General features: G+C 67.3%; 11 protein-coding genes. 7 read left to right on the forward strand and 4 right to left on the reverse strand.

Features of this window, described 5'->3' with window-relative positions; genetic code table 11:
• Positions 1 to 33 precede the first annotated feature (33 nt).
• The 5 genes from BST28156_RS00940 (at position 34) to BST28156_RS00960 (ending at position 6,200) form a co-directional block, all read left to right on the forward strand.
• Positions 34 to 612: a thioesterase family protein gene (locus BST28156_RS00940; protein WP_060238918.1), complete on the forward strand. Its 579-nt coding sequence runs from the start codon at positions 34 to 36 to the stop codon at positions 610 to 612.
• Positions 613 to 638: 26 nt separating this feature from the next.
• The gene (locus BST28156_RS00945) at positions 639 to 2,126 is read left to right on the forward strand and encodes an aldehyde dehydrogenase family protein (protein WP_174901194.1); all 1,488 of its coding nucleotides are present in this window, start codon (positions 639 to 641) and stop codon (positions 2,124 to 2,126) included.
• 259 nt (positions 2,127 to 2,385) lie between these two features.
• Positions 2,386 to 3,867 carry an LVIVD repeat-containing protein gene (locus BST28156_RS00950; protein WP_174901195.1) on the forward strand — a complete coding sequence of 494 codons (1,482 nt, stop codon included), beginning with the start codon at positions 2,386 to 2,388 and terminating at the stop codon, positions 3,865 to 3,867.
• Between the two features lie 28 nt (positions 3,868 to 3,895).
• Positions 3,896 to 5,383, forward strand: coding sequence for a hypothetical protein (locus tag BST28156_RS00955; RefSeq protein ID WP_174901196.1), 1,488 nt, complete (start codon positions 3,896 to 3,898; stop codon positions 5,381 to 5,383).
• Positions 5,384 to 5,516: 133 nt separating this feature from the next.
• A complete protein-coding gene (locus BST28156_RS00960; RefSeq protein ID WP_174901197.1) occupies positions 5,517 to 6,200 on the forward strand; it encodes an alpha/beta hydrolase in 684 nt (227 codons plus the stop codon).
• A gap of 76 nt (positions 6,201 to 6,276) precedes the next feature.
• Here the strand turns inward: BST28156_RS00960 and BST28156_RS00965 are convergent, their stop codons facing one another.
• Together BST28156_RS00965 and BST28156_RS00970 are read right to left on the reverse strand one after the other, a co-directional pair.
• Positions 6,277 to 7,767, reverse strand: a complete 1,491-nt coding sequence (locus BST28156_RS00965; RefSeq protein ID WP_174901198.1) for an amino acid permease — start codon at positions 7,765 to 7,767, stop codon at positions 6,277 to 6,279.
• Positions 7,768 to 7,866: 99 nt separating this feature from the next.
• On the reverse strand, positions 7,867 to 9,273 hold the full coding sequence (locus tag BST28156_RS00970) for an aspartate ammonia-lyase (RefSeq protein ID WP_174901199.1): 1,407 nt from the start codon (positions 9,271 to 9,273) through the stop codon (positions 7,867 to 7,869).
• A gap of 176 nt (positions 9,274 to 9,449) precedes the next feature.
• Here BST28156_RS00970 and BST28156_RS00975 point away from each other — a divergent pair, with 176 nt between their 5' ends.
• Positions 9,450 to 10,424 (forward strand): LysR family transcriptional regulator, encoded by a 975-nt coding sequence (locus BST28156_RS00975; RefSeq protein WP_174901200.1) that lies wholly within the window; start codon positions 9,450 to 9,452, stop codon positions 10,422 to 10,424.
• A gap of 104 nt (positions 10,425 to 10,528) precedes the next feature.
• Here the strand turns inward: BST28156_RS00975 and BST28156_RS00980 are convergent, their stop codons facing one another.
• Positions 10,529 to 11,593 (reverse strand): asparaginase, encoded by a 1,065-nt coding sequence (locus BST28156_RS00980; protein ID WP_174901201.1) that lies wholly within the window; start codon positions 11,591 to 11,593, stop codon positions 10,529 to 10,531.
• Positions 11,594 to 11,912: 319 nt separating this feature from the next.
• On the opposite strand from BST28156_RS00980, the gene BST28156_RS00985 reads away from it, so the two are divergent.
• A complete protein-coding gene (locus BST28156_RS00985; RefSeq protein WP_174901202.1) occupies positions 11,913 to 14,171 on the forward strand; it encodes a TonB-dependent receptor in 2,259 nt (752 codons plus the stop codon).
• 45 nt (positions 14,172 to 14,216) lie between these two features.
• On the opposite strand, the gene phnY is transcribed toward BST28156_RS00985, so the two are convergent.
• Positions 14,217 to 15,671 carry a phosphonoacetaldehyde dehydrogenase gene (gene phnY / locus BST28156_RS00990; protein WP_174901203.1) on the reverse strand — a complete coding sequence of 485 codons (1,455 nt, stop codon included), beginning with the start codon at positions 15,669 to 15,671 and terminating at the stop codon, positions 14,217 to 14,219.
• Between the last annotated feature and the right edge of the window lie 76 nt (positions 15,672 to 15,747).

Genomic DNA, 15,747 nt, shown 5'->3' on the forward strand with positions numbered 1-15,747 from the left:
GGGCGTTCCTTCCCGAACCTCGGAGTGCATCGGATGACGACCCACCCCAGCCCCGCCGCCGACCCGCGCCTGCGCTCGGCCTACGAAGGACAGAAGTCGCGCCCGTACGATCCGGACGCGCCGATCGCGACGCCGCTCGAACTGCACCGCTGCGTCGTGCGGCCCGAATGGGTCGACTACAACGGCCACATGAGCGAATCGTGCTACCTGTTTGTGTTCGGCGACAGCAGCGATGCGTTCTTCCGCTACTTCGGCATCGACGACGACTATCGCGACGCCGGCCGCTCGATCTTTTCGGCGGAAACCCATATTCGCCATCTCGGCGAAGCGATGCTCGGCGATCCGCTCAGGCTCACGCTGCGGCTGCTCGACGTCGACGACCGGCGCCTGCACGTCTTCCATTCGATGCACCACGCGACGACCGGCGCCCAGCTCGCAACCGGCGAACAACTGCTGACCCACGTCGACCTGCACGCGAAGCGCTCGACGCCGTTTCCCGACGCGATCCGCCGGCATCTCGACGCGATTCACGCCGCACATGCGCGCGCGCCGCGCGAGCCGCACGCGGGTCGCGCGATCGCGATCCGCCGCCCTGCCCCCGCTTCCCGCTGACGACATCGATGAACGACGGAGCCCCCATGCAGACGAACGACGCCTGGCGCACGCGCGCCAGCCATCTCGAGATCGAATCCCGCGCCTTTGTCGACGGCGCCTTCCGCGACGCGCACGACGGCGCGACTTTCGCCTGCACGAGCCCGATCGACGGCCGCGTGCTCGCGCAGGTCGCGCATTGCCGGGCTGCCGACGCGGATCGAGCCGTCGCAGCCGCGCGGCGCACGTTCGAGCAACGCGCTTGGCGCGGCGCGACGCCGCGCGAGCGCAAGCGCGTGCTGCTGCGCTGGGCCGCATTGATCCGCGCGCACGCGGACGAGCTCGCGCTGCTCGAAACGCTCGACACCGGCAAGCCGATCGGCGACACCACCGCGATCGACATCCCGTCCACCGCGTACTGCGTCGAATGGTTCGCGGAAGCGATCGACAAGGTCGGCGGCGAAGTCGCGCCGACCGATCATCATCTGCTCGGCCTCGTCACGCGCGAGCCGGTCGGCGTGGTCGCGGCGGTCGTGCCGTGGAATTTCCCCGCGATGATCGCGATGTGGAAATGCGCGCCTGCGCTCGCGGCCGGCAACAGCGTCGTGCTGAAGCCTTCGGAGAAGTCGCCGCTGAGCGCGCTGCGGCTCGCCGCGCTGGCGGCGCAGGCCGGGCTGCCGGCCGGCGTGCTCAACGTGCTGCCGGGCTTCGGCGACGTGGGCGAAGCGCTCGCGCGGCATCCGGATGTCGACTGCATCGCATTTACGGGCTCGACTGCGGTCGGCCACAAGGTCGCACGCGGTGCGGCCGATTCGAACCTGAAGCGCGTGTGGCTCGAACTCGGCGGCAAGTCGCCGCAGATCGTGCTGCCCGACTGCGCCGATCTCGACCGCGCGGCGCGCACCGTCGCGCATGCGGTGTTCTACAACACGGGGCAGATGTGCACGGCCGGCTCGCGCCTGCTGGTCCATCGCGCGATCCGCGACGCGTTCGTCGCGCGCGTGCTCGCGATCGCGCCCGAGTATGCGCCCGGCGATCCGCTGTCGCCCGACACGCGGATGGGCAGCCTGATCGACGCGGCCCAGGTCGAGCGCGTGCTCGGCTATGTCGACGCGGGGCGCGACGAGGCGACGCTGCTCGCCGGCGGCCGGCGCGCGCGGGCCGACAGCGGCGGCCAGTACGTCGAGCCGACCGTGTTCGACTGCCCGCGCGCCGATGCGCGGATCGTGCGCGAGGAGATCTTCGGGCCGGTGCTTGCGGTGACCACGTTCGACGATCTCGATACGGCCGTCGCGCTCGCGAACGATACGCGCTACGGACTCGCGGCGTCGGTGTGGACCGCGGACCTGGCGACCGCACATGAAACCGCGCGGCGCTTGCGCGCAGGCACGGTGTGGGTGAACGGCTACGAGGAAACCGACGACATGAACTTCCCGTTCGGCGGCTTCAAGGAATCGGGCAACGGGCGCGACAACTCGCTGCATGCGCTGGAGAAATACACGGAGTTGAAGTCGACGATCGTCCGGTTGCGGTGACACACGCGAATCCGGTCTTCGACCGCGCGGACCGATCGACGGTCCGCGCCGTCCTCGCCCCCGTGTATCGGGGTTAGTCAGTACGCAATTTTTCGACAGTCCGCAATAACCGGATATCTCCGCGCGACGCCGCTCGCTACCATCCATCGAACCGATACCGCCCTGTTCATGCAGTGAGCAGCACGCTCGCGCGGCAGGCGCGGCAACACGCGCCTTTGCCGTGACAATCAGATGGAGCGACGACTTCCGGGAGACATTCATGCAACGCTACAAGGCGCTGACCGCAGCGCTGTTGGTCGTTTCGGCCATTGCCGCCGGCCTCGCGGCCTGCGGCGGCCATGTCGACGACGGCGCCGCCGCGACGGTTCTCGCCGCGAACGATCTGCCCGAAACCGGGCTGCAGGGGCAAGTCCCGATCGCCGACCAGAACAGCGGCCGCTCGACCGCCGGCTATCGCAAGGGGATGACGCTCGTCGGCCAGTCGACGCTGATGGATCGCGGCGGCAACATGCAACTGGCGTGGTACAAGAACTGCGCGTATGTCGACAACGGCTCGGCGGGCGACCACCCGCTGGAGGGGCTGGCCGTCGTCGACGTCAGCGACCCTGCCAAGCCTTCGCTGGTCAGGATCGTCTCCAGCCCGACCGGACACAACAGTTGGGAAGGCCTGGAGGTCGGTTCGGCAACCGGCGTGATGGTGGCGTTCGCAACCTCGCGCACGAACCCGCTGTATACGACACTGTTCGGCGCCGACAACCCGAACAACGACGGTATCGCGGCAAACGCGCTCGACGTCTACGACCTGTCGCAGGACTGCCGCAACCCGGTGCGCGCGGCCACGCTGAATACGCGCGACCTGTTCCCCGGCGGCATCCACGGGCTGAAGATCTCGCCGGACGGCAAGACTGCCTACATCTCGACGATCAAGGCGTTCGCGGCGCCGGCCTCGCAGGCCACGCTCGCCGCCGTCGACATCTCGGTGCCGTCCGCGCCGAAGGTCATCGCAACCTGGAACTGGAACGACGATCCGCAGAACACCGGCGCCGAGGCTTGGCACGACGGCGATATCAGCGACGACGGCAATACGCTCTACTGGGGCACCGTCGCGAGCTTCGCGAACGAGCCGGTCAAGCACACCGGCGTGCGCGCATTCGACGTGTCGTCGATCCGGAACCGGTCGGCCAATGCGTCGTTCAGGCTGCTCGGGAAAGTCGACTGGACCGACTGCGGCGATTCGCAGGGGCATACGGTCCAGTTCGCGAAGATCAATGGCGCACCGTACGTATTCGCCGGCGCCGAATGCGCGGGTGTGCAGTATCACGTGATTCCGGTCGGCGATCCGGCACACATGACGGTGGCCGCGACCTATACGACCGAGGCCAGCGACCCGAAGAACGCCGCCGCGGTGGCAAACGACAACGTGACCTACTGGGGGCACTACACCGGCGTCGACAATGTCGCGAACGCCACCACGCTGTTCGTCACGTGGTACGGCTCCGGCCTGCGCCTGCTCGACATCCGCGATCCGCTGCACATCAGGGAATTTGCGTACTACAACCCGCCCGCGCATCCGAACAACGTGTTCTGCGGCTTCATGTGCGCGACCAAGAACGAGGTGCTGATGAGCGACGTTCATTACGACAGGGGTTCGGGAAACATCTGGTTCGCCGGCGTGAACGGCGGCTTCTACGTTGCGCACATTACGGCGTCCGCCGGTCCGAACGGGCTGACCGTACAGTGATCCGATGACTGCGACGTCGCCATCGCAAATGCGGCCGCATCGTTCACGCCGATACGCGACGGGCTTCGTCGTGCTCGCGTGCGCCGCCCCTGCGGCCGCTCATGCTCATGCATTCGGCGCGATCTATACGCTGCCGCTGCCGCTGTGGCTGTACCTGTACGGCTGCGTCGCCGCGCTCGTTGCATCGTTTGCCGTGGCGATCGTCGTCGGCCGCGACGGGCGCTGGCTCGGCATCCAGGTTCAACGGCAGCGCGGCACACCCGAAGCGGACGAGCGCCGGCTCGATCGTCTTTGCAGCCGATGGTGGCTTCGCGCCGCCGGCGTCGCCGTGCTGGCGATCGGCACGATATGCGCACTGGTCGGCTCGCCCGTGGCCAGCGCGAATCCGAGCATGACGCTGTTTTGGGTCCTGTTCGTGCTGGGCTTCCAGTATCTTTGCGCGTGCTTCGGCAATCTCTACCGCGCGGTCAACCCGTGGCGGACGACGGCGCAACTCGCCGGTATCGGAACAGGCCGCGGCAACACGATGCGACACGGCGATGCGCGCGGCTACTACGTCGCGTTCGCATTCCTGTACGGATTGATCTGCCTCGAGTTGTTCGGCAGCGGCAGCCCGCGCGAACTCGGCATGGCCTTGCTCGCGTACACGGCGATCAATCTGGCGGGCGCATGCGCGCTAGGCTCGCGCGTGTGGTTCGGCAGCTTCGATGCATTCTCCGTGCTGTTCGACATCGTCGGCTCGCTGTCGCTGCTGCGCCCGACGCAACGCCATCTGACGATCGTCGAGCCGGTCATCGTGCCGTGCGCCGACGGCGGCACGCTGCGAGCGCCGCCGACCGGACTGATGCTGTGCATCCTGTTCCTGCTGTCGTCGACGGCGTTCGACGGTTTCCGCGACACGCGCGTCTTCGTCGATCTTTACTGGGTGCACGCGTACCGGTTCCTCACGCCGTGGACAGGATCGGACATCACGCGCTCGTTTCCGCTGCTGCAGTCGGGCTACCACGCGCTGCAGTACGTCGCGCTGCTCCTGTCGCCGCTACCGTTCGCAGGCGTGCTGTGGCTGGCCTGCCAGTGCGGCAAGGCGCTGTTGCGCACGCGCATTTCGTCGGTCACGCTCGCGCACGCGTTCTCTCCGGCCGTCATTCCAGTGGCCGTCGGATACAACGTCGCGCATTACTTCACGCTGCTCGCGTCGCAAGGGCCGGATATCGTCAGACTGATTTCGGATCCGCTCGGAAAGGGCTGGAATCTATTCGGAACCGCGTTTCATCACCCGGGCACGCCGATCCTGCCAGCCGACCTGGTCTGGCATATCCAGGTCGCAGCGATCCTGGGTGGGCACGTGATCGGCATCCTGGCCGCACACCGGATCGCCCTTCGCATTTTCGGCACCGGCAAGACGGCCGCGCTCAGCCAGTTCCCGACGCTCGTCGTGATGCTGCTCTATACGACCGCCGGGCTCTGGATCCTGTCGGCGCCGTTCGCCGGCGACGGGATGGCCGTGGTGCGATAAAAGCGAGACCCGGTTTCCGGCCGTGCACGAACCCGGATTCATTCCCGCCAGGAAACAATCAATCGCATCGCGGCGATTCCCCTCCCGTCCGGCACGCTCTAGACTGTCGGATCTTCCCTTCCGGACCCACGCGATGACCGACGTCCTGACGCTGACCACCGATCCCGATTCGGGCCTCCAGTACCTGCTGCGCCCGGCCGCCGGCCCGGCCGTCGCACGCCTGTTGCTGCTGCACGGCGTCGGCGGCAACGAAACCAACCTGCTCCACGTCGCCGGCGCGCTCGATCCGCGCATCGAAATCGCGTTCCTGCGCGGCCCGCTCACGTTCGGCCCCGGCCAGCACGCGTGGTTTCCGGTGCGCTTCGGCCCGAACGGCCCCGAAATCGACGCGGCCCGCGCGGACGAGAGCCGCATCAAGCTGATCGCGCTGCTGCGCGCGTGGCGCGCACGGGACGATGCGTCGCCCGTCTTGCCGACCGTGATCGCCGGCTTCAGCCAGGGCGGCATCATGAGCGCGAGCGTCGGCCTCACGTCGCCGGGCGACGTCGCCGCGTTCGCGGTGCTGTGCGGGCGCATCCTGCCGGAGATCGATCCGCTGATCGCGCCGCGCGACGCGCTTCGCCCGTTGCACGCGCTGATCATGCACGGCCAGTTCGACGACAAGCTGCCCGTCGCATGGGCCGAAACCGCCGATGCGAAGCTGGCCGCGCTCGGCGTCGCGCACGACACGCGGCTGTATCCGGTCGGGCACGAACTCGACGCGCAGATGGCCCGCGACTTCGGTCGCTGGGTCGGCGAACGCGTCGGGCTGGGCTGAGCCGAGCACGTCGCGCGTCGATCGCGCGAACCAGCACGAACCGCCGGCCCGCGCCCGCCGCGCAGCGTGCAACGCGTCAGTTGCGCACCGGTTCGCCGATCGTGTGCGTCGCCGCCGCGCGCTCGCGCGCCGCGCCGCGTCGGGCCAACATCCAGCCGATCGTCAGCGCGAGCACGACCAGCGGAATCGTCGCGATGGTCCACGTGCCGCCCGGGTAGTCGAACGCCATCAGCACCAGCACGCCGAGCAGGAACGCGAGCGTCAGCCACGACGTGAACGGCGCGCCGGGCATCCGGAACGACACCGCGCTCAGCTCGCCGCGCTTGACCTTGCGGCGGAACAGGATCTGGCACATCACGATGAAGCCCCAGGTCGTGATGATCCCGAGCGACGCCATGTTCAGCACGATCTCGAACGCCTGCGCCGGCACGATGTAGTTCAGCGGCACGCCGATCGCATTGATCGCGACCGTGATCAGGATCCCGCCGTACGGCACGCCGCGCGCATTCATTCGCGACACGAAGCGCGGCGCGGAACCGCCCATCGCGAGCGAGCGCAGCACGCGCCCCGTCGAATAGAGGCCCGAATTCAGGCTCGACAGCGCGGCGGTCAGCACCACCACGTTCATCACCGTGCCGACGTACGGCACGCCGAGCTTGCCGAAGAAGGTCACGAACGGACTTTCGTGCGCGCTGTACGCGGTCCACGGCAGCAGCAGCGTCAGCAGCACGACCGAACCGACGTAGAACAATGCAATACGCCACATCACGCTGTTGATCGCCTTCGGCAGCACCTTGCGCGCATCGGCGGTCTCGCCCGCCGCGACGCCGACCAGCTCGATGCTCGCATACGCGAACACGACGCCCTGCACGATCAGCACGGCCGGCAGCACGCCGTGCGGAAAGATCCCGCCGTGATCCGCGATCAGGTGCAGCCCCGGCATCTGGCCGGCGACCGGATGGCCGCTCGCGAGAAATATCGCGCCGACCGCGAGGAAGACGCCGAGCGTGCCGACCTTCACCAGCGAGAACCAGAACTCCATTTCGCCGAACACCTTCACGCCGATCATGTTCATCACCGACACGATCGCCAGCGCGCCGAGCGCGAATACCCATTGCGGCACGTCGGAGAACACGGCCCAGTACTTCATGTAGATCGCGACCGCGGTGATGTCGACGATGCCGGTCGTCGCCCAGTTCAGGTAGTACATCCAGCCCGCGACGAACGAGGCGCGCTCGCCCATGAATTCCCGCGCGTAGGACACGAAGCTGCCGCTGGTCGGCCGGTGCATCACGAGCTCGCCGAGCGCGCGCATGATCAGGAACGCGAACACGCCGCACACGAGATAGACGAGCGCCAGCGCGGGGCCGGCGTGCTGCAGGCGGCCGCCCGCGCCGAGAAAGAGGCCCGTTCCGATCGCCCCGCCCATCGCGATCATCTGCACGTGCCGGGGCTTCAACTGCTTCGCATAGCCGGCTTCGTGCGACGCGAACATCGCGTCGCGGTCGGCCTGGCGGGAATCCGCGCCGCCGGCCGGGTGGGCCGGGCGCTCGCTGGCGTGCTTCATGGTGTGTCTCCGTTTGATTGTGTCGCGCTCCATGTAGGGGCGCTGCTGGGACGGCGTCGTGCGAACGCCGGCGGATCGCGCCGGCGCCGCGCGGCCGGATTAGTACACGCGCGGCCGGATCAGCGCCTCGGGCTGCAACGCCTCGTCGAGCTGCGCGTCGGTCATCAACTGGCGATCCAGCACGATCTCGCGGATCGACTTGCCGCTCGCATGCGCGTCGGCCGCCACGGCTGTCGCGTTCTTGTAGCCGATGTACGGATTCAGCGCGGTCGCCAGCGCCACCGAGCGCTCCATCGTTTCGCGCAGCCGCTCGGGATTCGCGGTGATGCCGCTCACGCACCGGTCCGCGAGCGTCGTGCACGCGGCCGTCAGGTGGCTGAAGCTGCGGAACAGCGCGCTCGCGATCACCGGTTCGAACGCGTTCAGCTGAAGCTGCCCGGCCTCGGCCGCGAAGGTCACCGTCAGGTCGTTGCCGAACACCTCGAACGCGACCTGGTTGACGACTTCCGGGATCACCGGATTGACCTTGCCGGGCATAATCGACGAGCCGGCCTGCACGGGCGGCAGGTTGATCTCGCCGAAGCCCGCGCGCGGGCCGCTCGACAGCAGGCGCAGGTCGTTGCAGATCTTCGACAGCTTGACCGCGATCCGCTTGAGCACGCCCGAGATCTGCACGAACGCGCCGCAATCCTGCGTGGCTTCGATCAGGTTCGGCGACGTGCTCAGGTCGAGCCCGGTGATGCGCCGCAGCGCATCCAGCGCCTTTGCCGCGTACTGCGGATGCGCGGTGATGCCGGTGCCGATCGCGGTCGCGCCGAGATTGATCTCGCGAATCAGCCAGCCGGCTTCCTGCAGCCGCGCGATGTCTTCCGTCAGCATCACCGCGTAGGTCGAGAACTCCTGGCCGAGCGTCATCGGCACCGCGTCCTGCAGTTGCGTGCGCCCGAGCTTCAGCAGGCCTGCGAACGCATCGGCCTTCTCGGCGAACGCGTCGCGCAGGCGCGCCATCGCTTCGAGCAGATGCTCGACCGCGAAACAGGTCGCGACGCGGATCGCGGTCGGATACACGTCGTTGGTGCTCTGCGCGAGATTCACGTGCTCGTTCGGATGCAGATACTCGTACTGGCCGCGCGCATGCCCCATCAGTTCGAGCGCGCGGTTGCAGATCACCTCGTTCGCGTTCATGTTGGTCGAGGTGCCCGCGCCGCCCTGGATCACGTCGACGATGAACTGGTCGTGCAGGCGGCCTTCGCGAATCTCGACGCACGCGGCGGCGATCGCGTCGCGGTACGGCCTCGGCAGCAGCCCGAGTTCGCAGTTGGCGTCGGCCGCGGCTTCCTTCACGGCCGCGAGCGCCATCACGAAATATGGCAGCGAGGCGATCGTGCGGCCCGAAATGTCGAAGTTCTCTCTCGCGCGCAGCGTATGAACGCCGTAGTAGGCGCTCTCCGGAATGCTTCGCTTACCTAAAAGATCCGCTTCGACGCGGAAACCCTTGTCTGCCATCGTGCTCCTCCTGAGTGTCTCGTTCCGCCGCCCGCGTGTCGCGCATCGCGATGCCCGTCCGGACATCGTTCGCCGCTTCCCGGCGCGACGGGTTCGCATTCTATGCCTTTGCATAAAGAAGCTCGCCTCTGTATTATCGAAAGCGGTTTTGCGTGGGACGCAACAGCGAGAATCGAATGAAGAAAGGCGTGAAGGAGACCGGCATCGACCATCTGGGGGCGATGCGCGCGTTCGTGAGAGTGGTCGAAACCGGGAGTTTTTCGGCGGTCGCCAAGGAGATGCACGTGTCGACGTCGACCGTCGCGCGCCGCGTGACGGCCATCGAGGAGACGCTCGGCGTGCCGCTGCTGCATCGCTCGACGCACAGCGTCACGCTGACCGAGGCCGGCAACATCTATCTGGAGCGCGCGGTCACGCTGATTGCCGATCTCGACGACACCCTGCGCGTCGTCGCCGAACTGAATGCGCAGCCGAGCGGCCCGCTGAAGCTGACCGCGCCGGTCGCGTTCGGCCGCCGCCATCTGGCGCCGCTGGTCGCGCCGTTTCTCGCGCGCTACCCGACGATCCAGCTCGACGTGCGGCTCACCGACAATCACAACGACCTCGTGGCCGGCGGCTTCGACCTCGACATCCACGAAGGCGAGAACTACCTCGACAACCTCGTCGTGCACCGGCTGTCGCGCAACGACAGCATCCTGTGCGCGGCGCCCGGCTATCTCGATCGCTGCGGACGCCCGGCGTCGCCGGACGACCTGACGCAGCACAACTGCCTGCGCTACGTGCACCCGGAAGGCGATCCGCGCTGGGAGCTCGTCGACGGCGACACGCGGCACAGCGTGCTGCCGGCCGGCAATCTCGTCACCGATCATTCGGAGCTGCTGCTCGAAGCAACCTGCGCAGGGCTCGGCATCGCCGAGTTCGAGATCTGGCTGGTGCGCGACCTGCTCGCGAGCGGCCGGCTCGAAGCCGTGCTGCCGCGCTGGCGGCTGCACAACAAGCTGACCGGCGAATTCATCTACATCGCGTATCTGGCGAACCGGCGCAGCTCGGCGAAGCTGCGCGTGCTGAAGGACTTTCTCGCGGAACAGCTCGCCGATATCGGCGAGTTGTCGGAAGCGGAGTTGCGCAGGATCCGCGGCGCGCACGCGTAGCGGTGGCGTGCGGCCGCGTGCGGCCGCGTGCGGACGCGCGGCATGCCAATGCCGATGCGCGCGGCCCGAATCGCGACTCGGCGGCAACGGCGACGCCGCGCCGCTCAGCTTTGCTGCAATTCGAACGGGAACGCCGCGCGCCCGATCTCGACGCCCTGCGTATTGCGCATCGGCGGCCGATGGAAGCCGGCCAGCTGCGCGCGCTGCGCCGCCGTGCCGATCTGCAGCCGCTCGAGGATCTCGCTGACGACCATGTACAGCACGTCGATATTGCCGTCCTCGATCTTGACCGAGATGCCGAGCGCGCCGTCGGCGCCGAGTGCGCGCGTACGCGCCGACGCGCGGATGCCGAGCCCGTAGCACGCATCCGCGCCGAGCTTGCCGACGACCTGCCCATCGAACGCACGCATCAGCACCGTGCAATAGCGGCCGTCGCCGGCCACCAGTTCCGGATAGCCCGTCATCGCGCGATGAATGCGCGCCAGTGCGCGAACGCGCGCGGTAAGCGCGTCGCCGCCGGCTTCCGCCGCGTCCGCGCCGTCGGCCAGCGACGCGTACAGGCGCGCGAGGCGGTCGAGCGAAAACGCCGGCGTCGGCAGGTTGCAGCCGTCGATCGCCCAGTCGACCTCGTCGTCGCGCAAACCGCACGCATCGGCCACGACCTGCTTCACGCGCACCTGCATCGGATGATCCGGCAGATGGTAGTCGGTCAGCGCGGCGCCGATCGCGCGCGCGCCGGCCAGCATCCCGACGTGCTTGCCCGAACAGTTGCTGCACACGCCGGTCGGCGTGTAGTCGCGCTTGATCCACGACCGGTAGACCGCGTCGGACAACGGCGGATGCCCGCCGCAGCGCAGATCCGACTCCTGCGCATCGACCTTCGACAGCATCGCGCGCGTGCGCGCAATATGCCGCTCTTCGCTGCTGTGCGACGCGCACATCAAAGCGATGTCCGCGTCGTCGAACCCGAACCGGTCGGGCCCGCCCGTCTCGATCACCGACAACGCCTGCGCCGGCTTCGCCGCCGAACGCGCGAGCGTCATCCGAAACGGGTCGCCGAACCGCAGCAGCAGCCTGCCGCGGGCATCGACCACCGCCACATGGGCGGCATGCGTGTTCTCGATCGCGTTGTCGCGGTACGTGACGACCGCTGCGCGTGAGGTGTCCATCGTGTCCTGTCTCCTTCCTCGGGCCTGCTTGCCGGGGCCCGTCCAACCGGTACGGCAGTGTATCGATTCGCCGGCGCGGCGCGCGACGCGGCCGACGAAAAGCGGTGTTGCATCGGACGCAAAGCCATCCGGCCGGCCGGAAACCTGACTGAATTAGTACAAAAACCATTCAATTGTTTACTAATTTAGGACCGGTCCGTACAATTGCGACCGCAAACGCGAATCATACGCATTTAGATTGACGTTTTCCGGTGTCATGCGCAGCGCCGCCCGCATCGAGAAAACGCACCGTTTACCGATACTTCCGCTGCTTTCCGATATGCCTGCCCAGTTCAAGACGAGGCCCCGCGCCCTCGCATCGGCGCTGACCTGCTCCGTATTCCTGACGCCGCTGCTCGCTTCCGCCGAAACCGTTCCGTCTTCCGCTTCCGCCACCGATCGCACGCCCGCGCCGCAACAGGCGGCCGCCGTCGACGCGTCGGGCACGCTGCCGACGATCGCGATCCAGTCGTCCGCGCTATCGGACATGCAGGTGAAGCGCTCGCCGTCGTACAAGTTCACCGCGCCGCTGCTCGACACGCCGCGCTCGATCACGGTGATTCCCGAGCAGTTGATCAAGGAAAAGAACGTCACGTCGTTCGCGGACGCGCTGCGCTCGGTGCCGGGCATCACGTTCCTCGGCGGCGATGCGGCCGCGAACCCGTCGGCCGACCGTCCGGTGATCCGCGGCTTCGAATCGCGCAACTCGATCTTCGTCGACGGCATGCGCGACTCGGGGCTGCAGAACCGCGAGACCTTCGCGGTCGAGCAGATCAGCGTGGTCAAGGGCCCCGACTCGGTCTATGCGGGCCGCGGCTCGGTCGGCGGCAGCGTCGACATCGTCACGAAGACGCCGCAGAACGACAACTTCATCAACAGCAGCATCGGCTTCGGCACCGACGGCTACAAGCGCGCGACGATCGACGCGAACCGCAAGATCGACGACACGACCGCCGTGCGGCTGAACGTGATGGGCCACGACGCGAACCAGGCCGGCCGCAACGACGTGTACAACAAGCGCTGGGGCGTCGCGCCGTCGATCGTGTTCGGGCTGAACACGCCGACCACGGTCACGCTCAGCTACTACCACATGAACTCGTACGACATGCCGGACTTCAGCGTGCCGTTCCGTTCGACGGGCGGCACGCCGGTGCCGACCGATCGCGGCCAGTTCTTCGGGCTGAACACGCGCGACTACCGCTACGGGCAGACCGATACCGGCGAAGTGCGGGTCGAGCACCGCTTCAACGACGACTGGAAGCTGAAGAACACGACGATGTTCGGGCGCTCGACGCTCGATTACGTGGCGACGAATCCGCAGATCTCGACGAAGTATCCGGACCAGCTCGGCATGCAGGCCAAGAGCGGCAAGTACGCGACCAACGGCATCGCGAACCAGACCGAGGTGACCGGCCGCGCGAACCTGTTCGGCATGCAGCACACGATGACGGCCGGCGTCGAGTTCGGCCTCGAACAGAATCGCTACGAAGGCTATCTCGTATCGGATTCGGCCGGCACGAACCTGCGAAGCGGCGACATCTGCGTGACGTCTCCCTCGTTCTGCGCGCCGATCGCCGGCGGCTGGAACCCGAACATGCCGTGGACCGGCAACATCGTGCTGAACGGCGATACAGGCTTCCCCGGCGCAACGACCAACACGCGCACGACCACTGCGTCGGCATACATCTTCGACACGGTGAAGCTGACCGAGCAGTGGCTGTTCAACGCAGGGCTGCGGTTCGACCGCTACGACATCACGGCCAAGCAGGCCGGCGTCGCGGACCTGTCGAACACGTCGAACCTGTTCAGCTACCAGTTCGGCCTCGTGTTCAAGCCGGTGCGCACGGTGAGCCTGTATGCGTCGTACGGCACGTCGTCGAATCCGCCCGGCTCGAACGGCGGCCTCGGCGGCGGTACCGACCAGATCACCGCGAACAACCAGAGCCTGTCGCCGGAACGCTCGCGCAACATCGAGGTCGGCGCGAAGTGGGACGTGATCGACGGGCAGCTGTCGCTGACGTCCGCGCTGTTCGACACCGAGAAAACCAACGCGCAGGTGAACGATGGCCTCGGCCATACGATCAACGCAGGCAAGCAGCGCGTGCGCGGCGCCGAACTCGGCTTCGCGGGCAACCTGACCGGCAAGTGGCACGTGTTCGGCGGCTACTCGTACCTGAACGCGGTCACGGTCGACGCGGGCCCCGGCAATCCGGGCGGCTCGGGCCTGCCGATGGTGATGGTGCCGAAGCACAACTTCACGCTGTGGACCAGCTACGACGTGCTGCCGAAGCTCACGCTCGGCGCGGGCGCGACCGTGATGAGCAAGACCTACGCATCGGTCTCGCAGACGGTGAAGAAGTGGACGCCCGGCTATGCACGCTTCGACGCGGCCGCGACGTGGCGCGTGAACAAGACGATGGACGTGCAGCTGAACGTGCAGAACCTGTTCGACAAGAAGTACTACGCGAGCGCGTATCCGATCTACGCGACGTGGGCGCCGGGCCGCTCGGCGATGGTCACGCTCAACTTCTATCAGTAACGCCGGGTGCGGCGGGAAGGCGCGCGGCGCCCTTCCCGCCTGCGCTCACCACGGCAGCGAATACGTCTTCACGTTCGTGAAGCTCTTCATCGCTTCCTGCACGCCTTCCTTGTACCCGAGCCCCGAATCCTTGACGCCGCCGAACGGCGTCAGCTCGAGTCGGTAGCCCGGCACTTCGCGCACGTTCACGCTGCCGACTTCCAGCTCGGTGATGAAGCGCGTGATCGCATCGAAGCGGTTCGTGCAGATCGACGACGACAACGCATAGTCGGTACTGTTCGACATCCTGATCGCTTCGTCGATATCGCGAAAACGCATGATCGGCGACACCGGCCCGAACGTCTCGTACTTCACCAGCGGCATGTCGGGCGTCACGCGATCGACGACCGTCGGCGAATACAGCGCACCCTCTCGCACGTTGCCGACCAGCAGCCGCGCGCCGCGCGCGATCGCGTCGTTGACCTGCTGCTCGCATAACTTCGCGGCCGCCTCGTCGATCACCGTGCCCATGTCGACCGACGGATCGGCCGGGTTCCCGTACGACCACGCGCGCGTCTTCTCCACCACCAGCTCGGTGAAGCGGTCGGCGACCGCTTCGTGCACCAGCATCCGCTTGATCGCGGTACAGCGCTGCCCGGAGTTCTTGTACGAGCCCGACACCGCGAGCGTGCTCGCCTCGTCGAGATCGGCGTCGTCCATCACGATGATCGGATCGTTGCCGCCGAGTTCGAGCACCGCGCGGCGGTAGCCCATCCGCGACGCGATCGACTTGCCGATCGCCACGCCGCCGGTGAACGTGATCAGGTCGATCGCCGGGTTCGTGACGAGTTCGTCCGCGATCTCGCGCGGGTCGCCAGTCAGCACCTGCAGCATCTGCGGCGGCAGGCCCGCTTCATACAGGATGTCGGCGAACAGGTAGCACGACAGCGGCACCTTCTCCGACGGCTTCACGACGATCCGGTTGTTGGTCGCAACCGACGGCACGACCTTGTGCGCGACCTGGTTCATCGGATGGTTGAACGGCGTGATTGCGGAGATCGCGCCGAGCAGCGGCTCGCGCTGCGTATACACGCGGCGTTTCTTGCCGTGCGGCGTCAGATCGCACGAGAAGATCTGCCCGTCGTCCTTCAGCACTTCGCCGGCGCCGAACGTCAGCACGTCGGCGACGCGCCCTGCTTCGTACGTCGAATCCTTGACGCACAGCCCGGCCTCGGCGGTGATCAGCGCCGCGATGTCGGCGGTGCGCGCGCGCACGATCTCGGCCGCACGGCGCAGGATCGCCGCGCGCTCGTGGCGCGTGAGCGACGGCCGGTAGGCCCGTGCGACCGAGAATGCACGCCGCACGTCGTCGAGCGTCGCCTTCGGCACCGTGCCGACGAGTGCGCCGTCGTACGGGTTGCGCACTTCGATCGCCGCATCGCGCCACACGCGTTGCCCGTCGATGCGCAATGCTTCGTGCCGCACGTCGGATGCGGGAATCGGCTTCAGGACCGTACTCATTTCGTCTCCGTTCTTGCGTTCTTGCGTTTTTATCCGCTTGCGTTGCGTGCCGATCGCCACCACGCCGACACGCACG

Source organism: Burkholderia pseudomultivorans, assembly GCF_902499075.1.
GTDB classification, from domain to species: Bacteria; Pseudomonadota; Gammaproteobacteria; order Burkholderiales; family Burkholderiaceae; genus Burkholderia; species Burkholderia pseudomultivorans.

Coding starts and splice junctions, on each gene's coding strand:
- BST28156_RS00970 (WP_174901199.1), bottom strand. CDS start 9,273: ATGGCAGACAAGGGTTTCCGCGTCGAAGCGGATCTTTTAGGTAAGCGA.
- BST28156_RS00980 (WP_174901201.1), bottom strand. CDS start 11,593: ATGGACACCTCACGCGCAGCGGTCGTCACGTACCGCGACAACGCGATC.
- BST28156_RS00950 (WP_174901195.1), top strand. CDS start 2,386: ATGCAACGCTACAAGGCGCTGACCGCAGCGCTGTTGGTCGTTTCGGCC.
- BST28156_RS00985 (WP_174901202.1), top strand. CDS start 11,913: ATGCCTGCCCAGTTCAAGACGAGGCCCCGCGCCCTCGCATCGGCGCTG.
- BST28156_RS00960 (WP_174901197.1), top strand. CDS start 5,517: ATGACCGACGTCCTGACGCTGACCACCGATCCCGATTCGGGCCTCCAG.
- phnY (WP_174901203.1), bottom strand. CDS start 15,671: ATGAGTACGGTCCTGAAGCCGATTCCCGCATCCGACGTGCGGCACGAA.
- BST28156_RS00975 (WP_174901200.1), top strand. CDS start 9,450: ATGAAGAAAGGCGTGAAGGAGACCGGCATCGACCATCTGGGGGCGATG.
- BST28156_RS00945 (WP_174901194.1), top strand. CDS start 639: ATGCAGACGAACGACGCCTGGCGCACGCGCGCCAGCCATCTCGAGATC.
- BST28156_RS00940 (WP_060238918.1), top strand. CDS start 34: ATGACGACCCACCCCAGCCCCGCCGCCGACCCGCGCCTGCGCTCGGCC.
- BST28156_RS00965 (WP_174901198.1), bottom strand. CDS start 7,767: ATGAAGCACGCCAGCGAGCGCCCGGCCCACCCGGCCGGCGGCGCGGAT.
- BST28156_RS00955 (WP_174901196.1), top strand. CDS start 3,896: ATGCGGCCGCATCGTTCACGCCGATACGCGACGGGCTTCGTCGTGCTC.